Source organism: Mesorhizobium sp. LCM 4576 (assembly GCF_001854815.1).
GTDB lineage: Bacteria > Pseudomonadota > Alphaproteobacteria > Rhizobiales > Rhizobiaceae > Mesorhizobium > Mesorhizobium plurifarium.
The window spans coordinates 1-15,962 of sequence record NZ_MDDT01000037.1; the positions used below are offsets into that span (position 1 = coordinate 1).

The following is a 15,962-nucleotide window of genomic DNA, read 5'->3' on the forward strand; positions in this document are numbered from 1 at the left end:
GGCGCGGTCTTCGCCTATGGTTCATTCATCACGGTCGTGCTGAATTTCCTGATCCTTGCCTTCATCATCTTTCTGATGGTCAAGGCGGTGAACAATCTGCGCAAGCGGCTGGAGCGCGAGAAGCCTGCCGCTGCCGCGGCCCCGCCGCCGGCCGACGTGCAGCTCCTGACCGAGATCCGCGACCTGCTCGCGAGAAAATAACGGGATCGTTCGATGCGGCCGGGCGCAGGACGGGCCGTATCGCATCGCCTATCCTCATTTTGGTCCGCAAGCCTTCGCGACCGACCAGCGGAAATCCTCCGGCACAGTATTCCGCCTTCAACAAGGTCGCGAACCATGTGGCAAAGCTTCGGACAATGAAGATCGTTGCGGAATTGCTGACGGCGCTCGACGAGACCATGCTGACCGTGAAAGGCCATCTGGCCGAAATGGATACCGAGCAGCTCAACGCGCTCGTGGGCCTGCTTGCGCCTCGCCCGTCGATCGGCAGCGCCGAAATGGTTCTGACCATATTGGCGCTTCGTGAAATCGAAGCTCGCAATCCGGTAAAGAGCTAGCCGTCGAGAGGCATCGGCGGCCATATTCCCAGACCTGCCGCCAAGAGCAGGAGCTCAGGCAACCAGACTGCCCGTGGCTTCCCCCAAAACCCCGAGCCGCGGGCCTTTCTGAGCGCTCGGTCGCCCTGCCGTCGCCATGCCGGACAGGCCCCCGGGAACGCGCGTTAGCCCGCAAGATCGTTCAGCCTATCGTTTTTATGGCCAGCTCGGTCCTGTTCTTGGCGCCGCACTTCTCCAGGATCGTGCTGACGTAATTCTTTATCGTACCCTCGGCCAGATGCAGCTGCGCGCCGATCTCGCCATTGCTCTTGCCTTCGACGATCAGTTTCAGGATTTCGTTCTCACGCGCGGTGAGGTCGTTGCGGATCGACACGCTCGCCGGGGCGTGCCGCGGGCGCAACCRCTTGAATTCCTGGAGAATTTTCGCGGCAACAGCGGGTGAAAGCGCGGATTGGCCGTTCGCCACGGTCCGGATCGTCGMCGCGATCTCGTCGATCCTGGAGTCCTTCAACAGATATGCCTTGGCTCCGGCGCTCAYGGCCTCGAAAATCAGCTCGTTGGTCTCGAACGTGGTCAGGACCACGATGCCGGTGCCTGGAAATTCGCGCAGGATGCGCTGGGTCGCCGTGACGCCGTCGGCGCGCGGCATTTGCAGWTCCATCAGGACGACGTCCGGACGGTAGCGGCGCGCGAACTCGATCGCCTGCTCGCCATCGGCGGCGGCGCCGACGATTTCGAAATCGTCGTTTTGCTGCGCAAGCAGCGTGGCAAGGCCTTCCCGGATCAATGTCTGATCCTCGGCGATCAACACGCGTATCCTTTCGGGTTTGGAGTGCGGATCGGTCATCTGGCGATACGCTCGCCGCCGCTGGGTCGTTCGTTCGTCGCCGATACTGTCAGGGGCAGGGAGGTCCGGACCAGCGTACCCGCTCCCGGTGCGCTTTCCACCGCGCATCGTCCCCCCGCGAGCTCGGCAAATTCGGCCATTCCAATCAACCCGAAATGCCCCTGTTTGGAGATGGTCCCGTCAAAGCCGCTTCCGTCGTCGCGGATATCGACAACAAGGCTTCGGCCAGCTTCCGTTTCCTCCACGGCCGCGTCGAACCGGACCTGCCGCGCCTTCGCGTGCGCCTCGACGTTGCGCAACGCCTCGCCGACGATGCGCCTGATCGTCGTCGCGTGATCCTGCAAACCGGCACGGGCTCCATCGTCGATCCGCGTGGAGACCTCGATGCCGGTCTGCCGCGCGAAGTCCGACAGCATCTCTTCGACATCCGAACCCGGCTCGAGGTCGTCGGGCATCCTGAGCCTGGCGATGGCGTCGCGCGCCCGCGCCAAGCCGKTTATCGCGGCCTCCTCGGCAATCGCGAGCCCGTCCGAGACGCGAGCAGGATCGKTCGCCAGAAAATGCCGCGTCAGCCGGATCTGGGTCAGCAATGYGATGATCGAATGCACGAGCGTGTCATGCAGGTCGCGCGCCAGGCGCAGCCGCGTGCGGGCGAGCGAAGCGAAGCGCACCTCGGAGTTGGCGGCTTCGAGCTGTTGTTCCATCAAGCGCCGGGCGCGCCGCTCGCTTTCGAACATGATCTCGGCCTGGCGCGCCGTGAAGTCGGGCATCGCGATCACGACGTAGTGCGATTGATCGCCGTTCCATAGGATGACTGCCGTGACGGGGCGGTCCAGCCMCGGCAGCTCGGCCCGCACACCCGACAAGGCGATCACATCGCGGCGTCCCTCGGACAAGGCCGCCATTTCCGCCTCCATTCCGACCAGCAGCGTGCACAGGCAGCAGTCCGCGCCAAGGGCAGGGAGCCACTCGACCAGGCGCCCCACCTTTTGCTGGACTGTCCTGTCAGCCCGCAAAACAGCAAGCCCGATGACTTCCGCTTGCGCGGCCGGCAGTAATTCTGTGCCGATATCGATCATTTGTTCTCGCAAAAACAGCCGAGGGCGCGGCAGTCCACTTTGACGTAAGCCCGAACCGGCCGCAAACGAATATGACTTTCGTCATATCATCCCTGACTTTCGGCAGATGTCACTTCSCAGTCTGAAGGCGCTAGATAGCAGTTCGTCGATATCGGCAACCTGTCGACGTGGTTGATCGTTGCCCGGTTCGTCGGCRCAGCGGGCTCGGACCAAGGGAGCAGTGGTTGCCGCGATTTCAGCACTGGGAAAAGGAACGGTGGACGTGGAAACGGTTTCGGCAGTTGCCGATCAGCTTTCAGATATTGGCGGTTCTGTCCGTAACCACGGTCCTGTCGATCTCATTGCTGATCGTCATGCTCCTTACGTTCCAGTGATTCAGGCCACGTCTCGAACCGTGCCGCAAGCCAACCCAAAGGCCGGCTGACATGAAGCTAAATGTCCAGTWCATCAAGCATCCAGGCGCCAAAGAGCRCATGGTGGTGTTGCCGGAATCGCAGTTCCGCATGCTCAAGCGGACCGCGATGGCCGGTGTGGCCGACCTTGAYGAACCTGCCCCCAACAGTCCTTTGCCCAAGCGCATCCTCGACAAGATTGCCGCCGGCGAGAACCCGGTCCGCGCCGTCAGGATCCTGCGCGGCCTGAGCRGGCGGCAGCTCGCCGCTCAAGCCGGGATAACCCCGAGCATGCTGTCGCAGATAGAGCGCTCTGGGAAGACTGCCTCCACCAAAACCCTCAGGGCGATCGCGCATATTCTGGATGTGCCGATGGGTGCCATTTCGCCTCATCTGTCCGCCGGAATCGGCGGTGTCCCGACCGATACGGGCAGGACCGTGGCCTGGATCCTGACCTGAGGGGTAGGACGCCCGCGATGGTGCTTGAGTAAGATGAACGCGACAGACAGACGTTCCCCACAGCCGCCGAAGAGGTTCTCCKGGCGGYTGGCCGCGCTGGTCGGGTGYGGCTGCTGCCTGATAGCCATCGCCATCGCTTCGGTGGCAAGCGTTACTTCGTCAGCCGCGCGTGATCCGGGTTCRCTTGCCGTCAACACCGCCGGCAAGGAGCAGCGCATCGCGCCCGGACCGGGGATCGCCTCCGCCTGCAAAGGGCAGAGCTGGGGCCATGAGTCGAGAGAATGCCTGGCCGCGATCCTCAACCGGACCCAAAGCGGACGGCAGCGACCGATCCGCATCATCGCGGATGACGGCGACTCCCAGGCGCAGTGAAAGACCGGTGCYTCTGGCGCAACGTCCCGGATTGAATTAGCATCCCCTCATCGACGCTCCGGCCGCGATCCGACAGGATGCGGAATACGGAGCGCAACGAGAACCGGGCGGCGGTCGCGTGCCTAGGGCTGATCGTTGCGCGGCCAGGCACCGGGAACAAGCGCAGGCGGGAGGARCCAATGCGGAAGCTGCAGTCGCAAGGCGTTCATCACATCACGCTGGTCGGCGCCGGACRCCAGACCTCGATCGACTTCTGGGAGGGCGTGCTCGGCATGCCTTTCATCTTCGAACAGCCCAATCTCGACAAGGCGAGCGAAAGCCATCTCTATTTCGATCCGGGCGACGGGCGGCTGATCACCGTCTTCACCGACGAGAGCCGCACCCCCGTCAAACGGCGGACGCCGACCGATATCGGCTGCGTCCACCACATCGCGTTCTCGGTGTCGCGGGTCACCTTCCTGCAGGCGGTCGCGCGGCTCGACGAGCGCGGCATCAAGCACAGCGGCGTCAAGGACCGCGGCTTCATGGACTCGATCTATTTCGAGGATCCGCTGGGATTGTTGATCGAGCTTGCTTCCTACCGCTTCGAACCGCCGGCCGGYTTCACCCATGCCGACGTGCTGATGGAGGCGCACAAGGTCCGTGTGGCGCGCGGCGACTACAACATCGCCGAGCTGCATCTGGCCGACGCCATCCAGGCGCTGGTCGAGCGGTCGCGTGAAACATTGTCCGAAAGCAGGGCGCCGAAAAATCCTTATTAACAAGGTCAGAGGGAGGACCGACATGGCAAAAGCTGCAACGAAGAGCGTAAGGAAACCCGCAGCCAAGGCGGCGCCGAAAGCGGCTGCGAAAACCACCGCCAGGGTGACTGCAAAGGCAGCACCCAAAGCGACGGCAAAAACCGCGCCTAAAGCGACGGCAAAAACCGCGCCCAAGGCCAAAGCGAAGCCGGCCAGGAAGCCCGGCATAAAGCTCAGCATGCTGAGGCCGAGCGTCAACAACATGACGGTGCGGGTGTTCGCGCGGGCGGCCGGGCTCGATCCGGCGGAGACCGACGCCTGGGGCCATACGCGTTCGCCGGAGTTCCTGGCGCGCAATCCGGCGCATCTGACGCCGATGATCGAGGACAAGGGCCTGCCGCGCGGCGTGCTGTGGGAAAGCTGCGCCATCATGCAGTATCTCGCCAACAAGCATGGGCTGGATAAGTTCTATCCGAAGGCGCCGGCAAAGCGGGCGATGATCGACAGCGCCATGTTCTACCTGGTCGGCACACTTTATCCTTATGTGGCGCGCGCGACTTATCCGGCGCTCGGCTTTCCGCAATATGCCGGCGAGGTCGGCCACAGCGACGCCCATCCCGACAAGAAATCGGAAGCGCAGAAGGCGGCGATGGCCGCCATCGCCGAGCCGCTCGAGGTGTTTCACTCCTTCTTTCGCGACGGCAAACCGTTCATCGGCGGCAACAACCCGTCGATCGCCGATATAAGGCTGGCGGCAACGCTCGAATTCCTGGCTGTCATCGACTACGCGCTGCCCGGCTGGGCGAAGGAATACATGGCGGCGCTGGAGAAGAAGCTCGGCAAGGCCTATTCGGAGCCGGCCGGCGACGTGCGCGGCTACATCGCGCATGTGAGATCGCAGGCCAGGGCTTAGCCGGCCCTCGCGTTAAGGTTTCGTTTACCCAAGACCTGTCTACTGGGTCCAGTCCTCGCCGCGACCACGGATGTACTGGCGCCATGACGAGGCAAGGGAAAGGTCGGCTGCGTGCCGGCCTTTTGCTTTTCATGGCCATCGCGCGGAAATCACGACAGTATGATTGCGCTGCCGACAGGCGGGCTGAAATCCTATTGTCATCCTCGTCATGGATCGTACGATGCTGTCAGGGGGGCGGAGCGGCGGCGACGAGGACCTGCGATGAACACGGCAAGATTTCTGGTGATAGCGGGGGCGTTGTCGGTTGTGCCCTTTCCATCGGCCGCCGCATCGCTCAACAGCATGAACGAGGTCGGCGCCGCCCTGCTCGCCTGCTGGACACCGCCGGCCAATACCGACAACTCCTCGGTCACGCTCAGCTTYAGCTTCAAGCGCGACGGCTCGCTGATCGGGCCGCCGAAGACAACCGCCATCCATGTCGGCGGTGACGACAAGGCGCGCAAGGCCTATGTCGACGCGGCGACCAAGGCCATGCAGGACTGTCTGCCGCTCAGCTTCTCGCCCTCGCTGGCGCAAGGCATTGCCGGAAACGTCTTCACGCTGCAGTTCAACTCGCCGAAGAAGTAAGCGGCAGGCTGACCTGACGCAATTCCGGACCGAACGTGACGGTGAAGGCGCCGAGCCTAAAGCGCGTCGCGATTTTTCAGATTCGCTCCATGCGCTTTAGGTTCTTGATTCTACGCATGTCTTTGTCCCGAAGCCGGTTCCCACTTTTGGGAGACATGCTCRCACTTTTCCGGGAGTGCTTTCAGGCTAAACCGCGTGCGCGCCTGACCTCGGCGTGCCTTTCCAGTTCAGGCATCTCGAAGACATAGTCGCTCCAGGCGGAGTCCGGGATCTGCCCGGCCAGATAGCAATCCAGCAGAAGGTTTTGTTCAGGGGTAAGGGGTCTCGGCGCCTGCTCATAATCCAGTCCAAGCGAATGGATCAGGTTCCTGGTCAGGCCAGAGACGGTGAAGTGAACGGACATCTTCAGTCTCCTCTGCGCTGCACGGGTTACATCAACGCCAACAACGTCCATCGCCGGTCAAAGGTTTCATCAGCGATCCGTGATCGTGCCGCCGTCGCAGCCGGGTCGAAGATGGTTTTTCGGCTACTGTCTCAATCTTGAGATTAAACCGTAATATTTGCTTCACAAAATCGAGAATAACAATTATTCCATATAACAGAGGCTCAGCCTRACCTTTATATACATGAGTATTTTCTCAATTAGCCGACATCGATCAAGTCGAACTCGTTTTTCGAACAAGGGTGGCGCCCGATGACGAGGTTGCGGTTCCTTAAGATATCATTCCTGATGGTCACGGCGATCTTGGCGATGACGCAGGTTTCTTATGCCGATTCTTGCTCGACGCTGAGAAGGCAGATACTGTCCAGCGGTCGTGACTCGGYGAGCCCCGAGCTTGCGCAACTGCGGCGCCAGCTTGCCGCGATCCAAGGGCTGGAGAGGCAGCGCCGATGCACCGCCAGCAGCGCCGTCGGGGGCTTCTTCAATGCCTGCGGGGATCTCGTGCGGAGCCGGACCGAGGTGCAGCGCCGGATCGCCAGCATCRGCAATTCCGGCCGCGACTCCTCCGCGTTGCAGGCGAGATACGCCGCCCTCGGTTGTCAGGCGGCGCCCAAGCGGCAGCAGGYGCCCCAGCAGGCGTCCGACACRGAGGCTTCCGCCCCGGCGTCCGGCGGGAACGCGCTGCTGTTTTGCGTCCGCCTCTCCGACGGCTATTTCTTCCCGGCGCCGAACTCGCAATTCGCGCGGGCCAGGGACCTCAAGGATACGGTCGATCAATGCCGCTACATCTGCGACGATGCGGGCGTCGATCTCTATACGCTGAACGATCCGAGCCTCGAGACCGACCAGATGGTGGCGGTCGACACGCGCAAGCCCTATACCGAGCTGCCAACCGCCTTCCGCTATCGCGACGCCGTCGAATTCAAGGCCTGCGACCTCAAGCGCTACTCCGAGCGCGTGGCCGAGCTCAGGGCGCGCACGGTGACGCCGGGTAACATGGAAAACGCCGTCATTCCCTTGCCGACATCAAGGCCCGATCTGGGCACGGTCTCGGATATTCCGTCGAGCAGCGCTCGGGGCGCGGAAGCGAATGCCGCCAGCTCGATCGCACGGTCCGAGGCGGTTGCTCCGTCAGATGCAAAGCCGGTGCGCATAGTCGGGCCGGCTTTCTTCCCAGCGAATTGATCCCGCCGTCCCCCGGTCGTGAGGTATCCGTATCGAGGCAAGCCGCCGAGCGGGCATCGACCGGCGGATTGAGGCAAAGCTACTCGCAGACGACGCGGTAGCGCTTCCCGTTTTCGCCGACATTCCTGCAGGTCAGGGGGTTCTGCCCGTCGGCAGACTGATCGGGCAGATCCCGGTTGTAGGAGGGCCTCGCCGGAGCGGACCTGGAATGGCGCCGCACAGCGGGGCTCTGCGGCAGGCTCGGCGGCAGGGGAAACACGTCCGACGCGATCTGCYGCGACGCGGTCGTTCCCGGCGGCGCCCTGTCCCAGACACGCCTGACATCCATCCGGCTCGGAACGATCACCGTGCCGTCGTCGCTGCGCGCGCAGCCACCCGCTGCAAGCAGCGCCGGGCACAGGATGAAAGCCGTGATTCGACCGAACATTAGCAACACCTCAGGCACCTTATATGCGTCRTTGCCTTGTTCGCCAACGGGCGGATTACCGCAGCCGGCGCCATGACGGAAATTATTTCAACGGCATCGGGCGGCCGTGGTTGCAATCATTATGGTTAGCGGATCGTTAATGCTTGTCGGGCACATTCCGCCGACGGACCGGCACGGTTCGGCCTTGGGGGTGGCAATGGCGGATACGGACGGAACTGTCGGGGCGGACAGCGCGCGGGGTTTCGATAAGGCGGATATGCGCGGCAACGGGGCCCTTCCCGGTGATATCCACGATATGGCCGGGACTGCGGCGGCGCTTGCCGATCTGAACCTGATGGTCGATTCGATGCCAATCGGCGTCATCGTTCTCGATGCCGAATTGCGGGCGGAGGTGGTCAACCGGGCATTCTACGACTTCTGGAAGATCGATCCGCGACGCGCTCCGGCCGGCAGTCGCTTTCGCGACCTCATGGAAGCCAGCCGTGAGGCCGATCCGTTCGGCGGCGAGGAACATGCCTGGCAAAGCCATGTGGCTGAGCGGGAGGCCGAAATCCGGGCTGGYGCCGCGGGGTCGAGGCAGTTGCCGCGCAAGGACGGCCGCACGCTGATCGCCTCGCTGGCGCCCCTTCCCGGCGGCAAGCGGCTGATTTCCTATGTCGACATCACCGACATGAAACAGCGCGAGACCGAGGCCGAGGACGCGCGCAGGAACCTCGCTGCCGTGCTGGAGTCGCTGCCGRCTGGCGTCATCATCTACGATCGCGACGATCGCTTCGTCTTCGCCAACCGCAAGCTGCAGGACACGCTGCCGGCGCTGAAGCCGGCTTGGCAGCCGGGCCGCACTTTTCGAGAGGCATTGGCTCTCGGCCATTCGGTCGGCTATTTCCGCTCGAGCGGCGACGCCGAAATCGACGGTCTGTATGGCGTCGACACCGAGCGCTGGCTGGACGCCATGCTCGAGCGGTACCGTTTGCCGAACTCTTCCTATGAGCGCCTCAATCCGGATGGGCGCTGGTACCAGGTCTATGACATGCGCACCGACGACGGCACGTTCATCGGCGTGCGCGTCGATATCACCGACATCAAGGCGCGCGAGAAGGCCCTGCGCGACTCCATGCGCCAGATCGATCTCTACCGGCACGTCATGGACGAACTGCCGGTCGCCGCCTTCATCAAGGCCGACGATCTCAGCATAGAATTCGTCAACAAGGCCTGGTGCGCGCTGACCGGCCTCGCCAAGGACGAGGTGTTCGGAAAGACGGATCGTGAGCTTTTCGCGACGGAAGAGGCGGACGGCTTCAGCAGCGACGACACCGAAGTCGTGGCGACCGGCGCGGGGCGCGAGGTCGAGGAGGCCGTCACCCATCGCGACGGYACGGTGCGGCAGCTGATGACGCGCAAGAGCCGGCTGGTGGCGACCGACGGCTCGGTGCATCTGGTCGGCTCCAGCACCGACATCACCGACGTCAAGGCGCGCGAACAGGCGCTCAAGCAAAGCATGAGCGAGAACGAGGTGTTCCGCAGCCTCATCGACAATGTGCCGGTGTCGATCTACGCCAAACGCTCGGACCTCAGGCAATTCTACGTCAACAAGGGCTGGTGCGACCTCACCGGCTTCAGCCGGGAAGAAGCGATCGGTAAGACCGACGTCGAGATCTTCGGCGCGGACGGCGAAGCTTTCGTCGCCGGCGACCTTGCCGTGCTGCGCACCGGCGAAACGCAGGAGATCGAGGAAACGGTGACGATGCCGGACGGCAGCGTCAGGCACCAGTTCGCGCGCAAGGGCGCGATGATCGCCTCGGACGGCTCGCTCTATCTCATCGGCTCCACCACCGACATCACCGAGCTCAAGCAGCGCGAGGCCGAGCTCAGCGAAGCACAGCGGCGCGCCGTGCTCGCCGACCGGGCCAAGTCGGAATTTCTCGCCAATATGAGCCACGAGATCCGCACGCCGATGAACGGGGTCCTTGGAATGGCAGAGCTTTTGGCAAAGTCGGACCTCGATCCGAAGCAGAAGACGTTCACCGACATCATCGTCAAATCCGGCAACGCGCTGCTCACCATCATCAACGACATCCTCGACTTCTCCAAGATCGACGCCGGCCAGCTGGTGCTCGACCCGGCGCCCTTCAACCTCGCCGAGGCGATCGAGGATGTGGCGACGCTGGTGTCGACGCGCGCCAAGGAGAAGGACCTGGAGCTCATCGTCCGCATCCAGCCGGGGCTCGACGGCCAGTTCGTCGGCGATGTCGGCCGCGTCAGGCAGATCGTCACCAACCTGCTCGGCAACGCCGTGAAATTCACCGACGAAGGCCATGTCCTGGTCGATGTCACCGGTGAGCGGGTTCCGGCGGGAACAAGGCTCACCATATCGGTCACCGATACCGGCATCGGCATTCCGGAAGAGAAGCTGAAGCTGGTGTTCGAAAAATTCAGCCAGGTCGACACCTCCTCGACCAGGCGGCACGAAGGCACCGGGCTTGGCCTTGCCATCACCTCGCGGCTGGTCGAGATGATGGGCGGTGAGATCGGCGTCGACAGCGCCGAGGGCAAGGGCTCGACCTTCTGGTTCACGGTCACGCTGCCCCGGGCCGAGCAGGGCGGACAGCGCATCATGCCGGTCGACGTCACGGGCGCGCGCGTTCTCATCGTCGACGACAACGCCGTCAACCRCTCGATCCTGAGCGAGCAGATGGCATCGTGGACGTTCGATTCCTGCGCGGCCGAAAGYGGCGCCGAGGGGTTGAGGGTGCTGATTGCCGCCGCCGCCTATGGCGTGCCGGTCGACTGCGTGGTGCTCGACTACCAGATGCCCGGCATGACCGGCGCCGAGATGGCCCGCATCGTGCGCAACACGGCGGGCCTGGCGCATACGCCCATCATCATGCTGACCTCCGTCGACCAGTCGCTGGCCAACACGGCCTATCGCGACCTCGGCATCGATGCGCAGCTCATCAAGCCGGCGCGCTCCTCCATCCTCCTGGAGACGCTGGTCGCGACCATCCAGCGCCATCGCCACAGCAGCGCCGCGGCGCAACCCGCCGTTGGCAACAGCCTTCCGCAAGCCGCGCCGGCGCAGGCGGCGGCGTCGGAGCGCGCCATGCTGCAGCCGCCGCCGGTGCGGGCGCGTCCACGCCCAACCGACGCGGAGCGCGGGCTCGACATCCTCGTCGCCGAGGACAATGAGGTGAACCAGCTGGTGTTCACCCAGATCCTCGGCGAGACCGGTTACCGCTTCGAGATCGTCGGCAACGGCCGCAAGGCGCTCGACGCCTTCGGCAGGCTCAATCCGCGCATGATCCTGATGGATGTGTCGATGCCGGAAATGAACGGACTGGAGGCGACGGGCGCCATCCGCCGGCTCGAGGAGGATATGGGCACGCATGTGYCGATCGTCGGCGTCACCGCGCATGCGCTGAAGGGCGACCGTGAACGCTGCCTGGAGGCCGGGATGGACGATTATCTGCCAAAGCCGATCAGTCCGCGGGCGCTGCTCGAAAAGCTCGATCGCTGGCTGGGCTCGGACGTCGAGACCCGGCGCAACGCCGGTTAAAGCATGTCTCCCGAAAGTGGGAACCGGTTTCGGGATAAAGACATGCGCAAAATCAAAAACCTAAAGCGCATGGAGCGAATCTGAAAGATTGCGACGCGCTTTAGAACGAATTTGGCGGGCAGGACTGCGGCAAGAGACTGACGCATGCGTATGGTGCGATCGCACCATACCAAAGCAAAAACCAAGCTCGGACAATGTGGCTGTTGATTCCGCTCTTCGGTTACGGGCGGGAGCAGCGACCGCCAACAAGGAACAGCGTCGACTCTACCCCAACGGACCTGTTTTCGGCGATGGCCAGGCCATGATCCGCTCTGGCATTCAGGCAACGCRCTCTCGTCCGGATTTTATTTCCCGGCGGCCATGGTCATGGCCGCCGGGATAAATTTTGCTTCAAAAGCCAGACAAGTTGCTGATTTCCGCGGCAAACTCCGGCCGGTCCTTCGGGGCCGCCGCGGGCCTCTCCAGGCACCCCCTTTTCAGGCGTTACCGGGCTGACACGAAACTGTCATGCGACTGTAATAATCGAGGGCTATTGYGCTCACCGGGCGCCGATAGAACGGGTGCCGAAAGACCATCTTCCGAACAGGAGCAGGCCACATGAGACATTTCATCCGCTCGGCGGCCGTTGCGATTGCAATGGCTGCGGCATCAACCCTTAGCATGGCCGCCGCGATGGCTGCCGACATCTCCGGCGCCGGCGCCACCTTCCCCTATCCGATCTATGCGAAGTGGGCCGACGCCTACAAGAAGGAGACCGGCATCGGTCTCAACTATCAGTCGATCGGCTCCGGYGGCGGCATCAAGCAGATCAAGGCCAAGACCGTGACCTTCGGCGCTTCCGACGCGCCGCTGAAGGGCGAGGATCTCGACTCCACCGGGCTCGCGCAGTTCCCGATGGTGATGGGCGGCATCGTTCCGGTCGTCAACCTCGAAGGCGTCAAGCCGGGCGAACTGGTGCTCGACGGTCCGACGCTGGCCGACATCTTCGCCGGCAAGATCACCAACTGGAACGACGAAGCGATCAAGAAGCTCAACCCCGACGTCAAGCTGCCCGACCAKGCGATCGCCGTCGTCCACCGTTCGGACGGCTCGGGCACCACGTTCRACTTCAGCTACTACCTGGCCGACGTCAGCGCCGACTGGAAGTCGAAGGTCGGTGTCAACACCGCGCTCGAATGGCCGGTGGGCATCGGCGCCAAGGGCAATGAAGGCGTCGCCAACAACGTCTCGCAGACCGGCGGCGCGATCGGCTATGTCGAATACGCCTATGCCAAGCAGAACAAGCTCACCTATACCGACCTGATCAACAAGGACGGCAAGAAGGTGGAGCCGACGGCCGCCGCCTTCTCGGYCGCCGCGGCCAACGCCGACTGGAACTCGCAGCCGGGTTACGGCGTCATCCTGGCCAACCAGGCCGGCGCCGAAACCTGGCCGATGACCTCGGCCACTTGGATCCTCGTCTACAAGAAGCCCGACGACGCGGCGGCCACGACCGAAGCGCTCAAGTTCTTCGCCTGGTCCTACGCCAAGGGCGACGAGCTGGCCGCCAGCCTGGACTATGTTCCGATGCCCGACGCCGTCGTGAAGAGCGTCGAGGAAATGTGGGGCAAGGACATCGTCGACGCGAACGGCAAGCCGCTCTATTCCGGCATGTAATTCTGACGAACAAGGGAGGGCGCTTCCGGCGCCCTCCTGTCTCTTTCGAAATGCGAGGGGCTCAATGACAGCCGTTTCCGAAGCTGCGACATCATCCGCCATGCGGACCAGGGAAGCGACGGTGCGCCGCTTCGCCGTCACCGACATGTTCTTCCGGACGGCCACGCGTCTTTCCGCCATCCTCGTGCTGGTTCTCCTCGGCGGCGTCGCGATCTCGCTGGTCGCCGGCTCGTGGCAGGCGCTGTCGAAATTCGGCTTCTCCTTCCTGACCACCGAATCCTGGAACCCGGTCACCGAGAATTTCGGCGCGCTCGCGCCCATCTACGGCACCATCGTCACCTCGGCCATCGCCATACTCATCGCCGTGMCGATCGGCATCGGCATCRCCGTCTTCCTGACCGAGCTTTGCCCGCGCCCGCTCCGCCGCCCGATCGGCATCGCGGTCGAGTTGCTCGCCGGCATTCCCTCGATCATCTACGGCATCTGGGGCCTGTTCGTCTTCGCGCCGTTCCTGCAGACGACGGTGCAGCCCTTCATCATCGGTCTCTTCCACGGCATACCGGGCCTCTCCAGCCTGTTTGCCGGTCCGCCCTATGGCATCGGCCTGCTGACCTCGTCGCTGATCCTCGCCATCATGGTGCTGCCCTTCATCACCTCGATCACCAAGGACGTGTTCGACACGGTGCCGGCGGTGCTGAAGGAATCGGCCTACGGCATCGGCTGCACGACCTGGGAAGTGACCCGGCGCGTCGTCATCCCCTACACCCGCGTCGGCATCATGGGCGGCGTCATGCTCGGCCTCGGCCGCGCGCTCGGCGAGACGATGGCCGTCACCTTCGTCATCGGCAACGCGCACCGCATCAGCGCCTCGCTGTTTGCGCCGGGCACGACGATCTCGGCGACCATCGCCAACGAATTCACCGAAGCCGACGGCGATCTCTATACATCCTCGCTGGTGTCGCTCGGCCTGATCCTGTTCATCATCACCTTCGTCATCCTCGCGCTCGCACGCTACATGCTGTTGCGCATCGATAGCCGCACGGGAGCCTGACCGATGTCGACTGCCCAATCGCTTCACCAAAGCCGCAAGCGCAAGAATGCCGTGATGATGGCGCTGTGCGTCATCGCGGCCGGCATCGGCCTGGCATGGCTGGCGCTGATCCTCGGCGCCCTGCTCTACAAGGGGCTCTCCGGGGTGAACCTGGCCGTGTTCACTGAAATGACGCCGCCGCCCGGCGATGCCGGCGGCCTGCTCAACGCCATCTACGGCAGCATCGTGATGACCGTCATCGGCATTGTCGTCGGCACGCCGATCGGCGTGCTGGCCGGCACCTACATGGCCGAGTACGGACGCTTCTCGAGGCTCACCACCGTGGTGCGCTTCATCAACGACATCCTGTTGTCGGCGCCTTCGATCATCATCGGCCTGTTCGTCTACGAGCTGATGGTGCGGCCGATGGGACACTTCTCCGCGATTGCCGGCGCCGTCGCGCTGTCGATCCTGGTGATCCCCGTCGTGGTGCGCACCACCGAGGACATGCTGAACCTTGTGCCCAACGCGCTGCGTGAAGCGGGCACGGCAATCGGCGCGCCGCGCTGGGTGGTGATCCGCTCCGTCGCCTACCGCGCGGCGCTCTCCGGCATCGTCACGGGCATCCTTTTGGCAATCGCGCACATCTCCGGCGAGACGGCTCCGCTTCTCTTCACCGCGCTCAACAACCAGTTCTGGTCGAGCAATCTCAATGCCCCGATGGCCAGCCTGCCGGTGACCATCTTCCAGTTCGCTCTCAGCCCTTACGAGGAATGGCAGCAGCTGGCCTGGACGGGCGCACTCATAATCACCCTGACGGTTCTCGGGCTGAGCATCTTCGCCCGCAGCCTGACCGGACGCAGAGAGGACAGATGAAACCGATGTTGTCCACCGACCTGAACGTAGCCGAGACGACCGTCGAGAAGGCCAAGATCGAGGTCAAGAACCTCAACTTCTACTATGGCCAGTCGAAGGCGCTGAAGGACATCAACCTGTCCCTGCCGGAGCGCAGCGTGACGGCCTTCATCGGCCCGTCGGGCTGCGGAAAGTCGACCCTGCTGCGCGTGCTCAACCGCATCTACGAGCTCTATCCGAAGCAGACCGCGGAAGGCCAGGTGCTGCTCGACGGCAAGAACATCCTCGACCGCTCGCAGGACCTCAACCTGCTCAGGACCAAGATCGGCATGGTTTTCCAGAAGCCGACCCCGTTCCCGATGTCGATCTACGAAAACATCGCCTTCGGCGTCAGGCTCTATGAGAAGATCAGCAAGGCCGAGATGGACAGCCGCGTCGAGCAGGCGCTGAAGCGCGCCGCGCTGTGGAGCGAGGTCAAGGACAAGCTCAACGCCAGCGGGCTCAGCCTTTCCGGCGGCCAGCAGCAGCGCCTGTGCATCGCCCGCACCGTGGCGGTCAAGCCCGAGGTCATCCTGCTCRACGAGCCGGCCTCGGCGCTCGATCCGCTGTCGACGGCCAAGATCGAGGAGCTGATCGACGAATTGCAGGCCGACTATACGATCGTCATCGTCACCCACAACATGCAGCAGGCGGCGCGCGTCTCGCGGCAGACGGCGTTCATGTATCTGGGCGAGCTGGTGGAGTTCGACCGGACCGAGAAGATCTTCACCTCGCCCCGCGAGAAGCGCACCCAGGACTACATCACCGGCCGCTTCGGCTGAAGACATA

Annotated in this window: 17 protein-coding genes; 13 read left to right on the forward strand and 4 right to left on the reverse strand. The window is 63.4% G+C overall.

Features of this window, described 5'->3' with window-relative positions; translation table 11 throughout:
* Both LCM4576_RS20970 and LCM4576_RS20975 read left to right on the forward strand, forming a co-directional pair.
* Positions 1 to 201, forward strand: a 201-nt coding sequence (locus LCM4576_RS20970) for an MscL family protein (protein WP_198540283.1), incomplete at its 5' end; no start/stop codon positions are given.
* A gap of 155 nt (positions 202 to 356) precedes the next feature.
* Positions 357 to 557 carry a hypothetical protein gene (locus LCM4576_RS20975; RefSeq protein ID WP_071074878.1) on the forward strand — a complete coding sequence of 67 codons (201 nt, stop codon included), beginning with the start codon at positions 357 to 359 and terminating at the stop codon, positions 555 to 557.
* 181 nt (positions 558 to 738) lie between these two features.
* On the opposite strand, the gene LCM4576_RS20980 is transcribed toward LCM4576_RS20975, so the two are convergent.
* Both LCM4576_RS20980 and LCM4576_RS20985 read right to left on the reverse strand, forming a co-directional pair.
* Complete coding sequence (locus tag LCM4576_RS20980; protein WP_244510859.1) at positions 739 to 1,368, reverse strand: response regulator transcription factor; 630 nt, start codon at positions 1,366 to 1,368, stop codon at positions 739 to 741.
* A 32-nt stretch (positions 1,369 to 1,400) separates the two neighbouring features.
* A complete protein-coding gene (locus tag LCM4576_RS20985) occupies positions 1,401 to 2,483 on the reverse strand; it encodes a sensor histidine kinase (RefSeq protein WP_071034357.1) in 1,083 nt (360 codons plus the stop codon).
* A gap of 262 nt (positions 2,484 to 2,745) precedes the next feature.
* Between LCM4576_RS20985 and LCM4576_RS36555 the strand changes: the two genes are divergently transcribed.
* From LCM4576_RS36555 to LCM4576_RS21010, 5 genes are all read left to right on the forward strand, one after another.
* Positions 2,746 to 2,907 (forward strand): hypothetical protein, encoded by a 162-nt coding sequence (locus tag LCM4576_RS36555; protein WP_198540284.1) that lies wholly within the window; start codon positions 2,746 to 2,748, stop codon positions 2,905 to 2,907.
* Position 2,908: 1 nt separating this feature from the next.
* Complete coding sequence (locus tag LCM4576_RS20990; protein ID WP_083361451.1) at positions 2,909 to 3,334, forward strand: helix-turn-helix domain-containing protein; 426 nt, start codon at positions 2,909 to 2,911, stop codon at positions 3,332 to 3,334.
* A gap of 551 nt (positions 3,335 to 3,885) precedes the next feature.
* A complete protein-coding gene (locus tag LCM4576_RS21000) occupies positions 3,886 to 4,467 on the forward strand; it encodes a VOC family protein (RefSeq protein WP_071034363.1) in 582 nt (193 codons plus the stop codon).
* 22 nt (positions 4,468 to 4,489) lie between these two features.
* Entirely contained in the window at positions 4,490 to 5,359 is an 870-nt protein-coding gene (locus LCM4576_RS21005) for a glutathione S-transferase family protein (RefSeq protein ID WP_071034365.1), read from the forward strand.
* A gap of 261 nt (positions 5,360 to 5,620) precedes the next feature.
* Positions 5,621 to 5,986 carry a hypothetical protein gene (locus tag LCM4576_RS21010; protein ID WP_040985088.1) on the forward strand — a complete coding sequence of 122 codons (366 nt, stop codon included), beginning with the start codon at positions 5,621 to 5,623 and terminating at the stop codon, positions 5,984 to 5,986.
* Positions 5,987 to 6,167: 181 nt separating this feature from the next.
* Here the strand turns inward: LCM4576_RS21010 and LCM4576_RS21015 are convergent, their stop codons facing one another.
* Complete coding sequence (locus tag LCM4576_RS21015; RefSeq protein WP_071034470.1) at positions 6,168 to 6,389, reverse strand: hypothetical protein; 222 nt, start codon at positions 6,387 to 6,389, stop codon at positions 6,168 to 6,170.
* A gap of 327 nt (positions 6,390 to 6,716) precedes the next feature.
* Between LCM4576_RS21015 and LCM4576_RS21020 the strand changes: the two genes are divergently transcribed.
* On the forward strand, positions 6,717 to 7,613 hold the full coding sequence (locus LCM4576_RS21020) for a DUF2865 domain-containing protein (protein WP_244510854.1): 897 nt from the start codon (positions 6,717 to 6,719) through the stop codon (positions 7,611 to 7,613).
* A gap of 79 nt (positions 7,614 to 7,692) precedes the next feature.
* Here LCM4576_RS21020 and LCM4576_RS21025 read toward each other — a convergent pair whose 3' ends face one another.
* A complete protein-coding gene (locus LCM4576_RS21025) occupies positions 7,693 to 8,040 on the reverse strand; it encodes a hypothetical protein (protein WP_071034369.1) in 348 nt (115 codons plus the stop codon).
* A gap of 196 nt (positions 8,041 to 8,236) precedes the next feature.
* Here LCM4576_RS21025 and LCM4576_RS21030 point away from each other — a divergent pair, with 196 nt between their 5' ends.
* The 5 genes from LCM4576_RS21030 (at position 8,237) to pstB (ending at position 15,955) form a co-directional block, all read left to right on the forward strand.
* On the forward strand, positions 8,237 to 11,593 hold the full coding sequence (locus tag LCM4576_RS21030; protein WP_244510855.1) for a response regulator: 3,357 nt from the start codon (positions 8,237 to 8,239) through the stop codon (positions 11,591 to 11,593).
* Between the two features lie 597 nt (positions 11,594 to 12,190).
* On the forward strand, positions 12,191 to 13,249 hold the full coding sequence (gene pstS / locus LCM4576_RS21035) for a phosphate ABC transporter substrate-binding protein PstS (protein WP_071034374.1): 1,059 nt from the start codon (positions 12,191 to 12,193) through the stop codon (positions 13,247 to 13,249).
* A 64-nt stretch (positions 13,250 to 13,313) separates the two neighbouring features.
* Positions 13,314 to 14,300, forward strand: coding sequence for a phosphate ABC transporter permease subunit PstC (pstC, locus tag LCM4576_RS21040; RefSeq protein WP_071034375.1), 987 nt, complete (start codon positions 13,314 to 13,316; stop codon positions 14,298 to 14,300).
* A gap of 3 nt (positions 14,301 to 14,303) precedes the next feature.
* Positions 14,304 to 15,155, forward strand: a complete 852-nt coding sequence (gene pstA, locus LCM4576_RS21045; protein ID WP_071034377.1) for a phosphate ABC transporter permease PstA — start codon at positions 14,304 to 14,306, stop codon at positions 15,153 to 15,155.
* Positions 15,152 to 15,955 (forward strand): phosphate ABC transporter ATP-binding protein PstB, encoded by an 804-nt coding sequence (gene pstB, locus LCM4576_RS21050; protein WP_071034378.1) that lies wholly within the window; start codon positions 15,152 to 15,154, stop codon positions 15,953 to 15,955. Before pstA ends, pstB begins: the two co-directional genes overlap by 4 nt.
* The last annotated feature ends 7 nt before the right edge of the window (positions 15,956 to 15,962 follow it).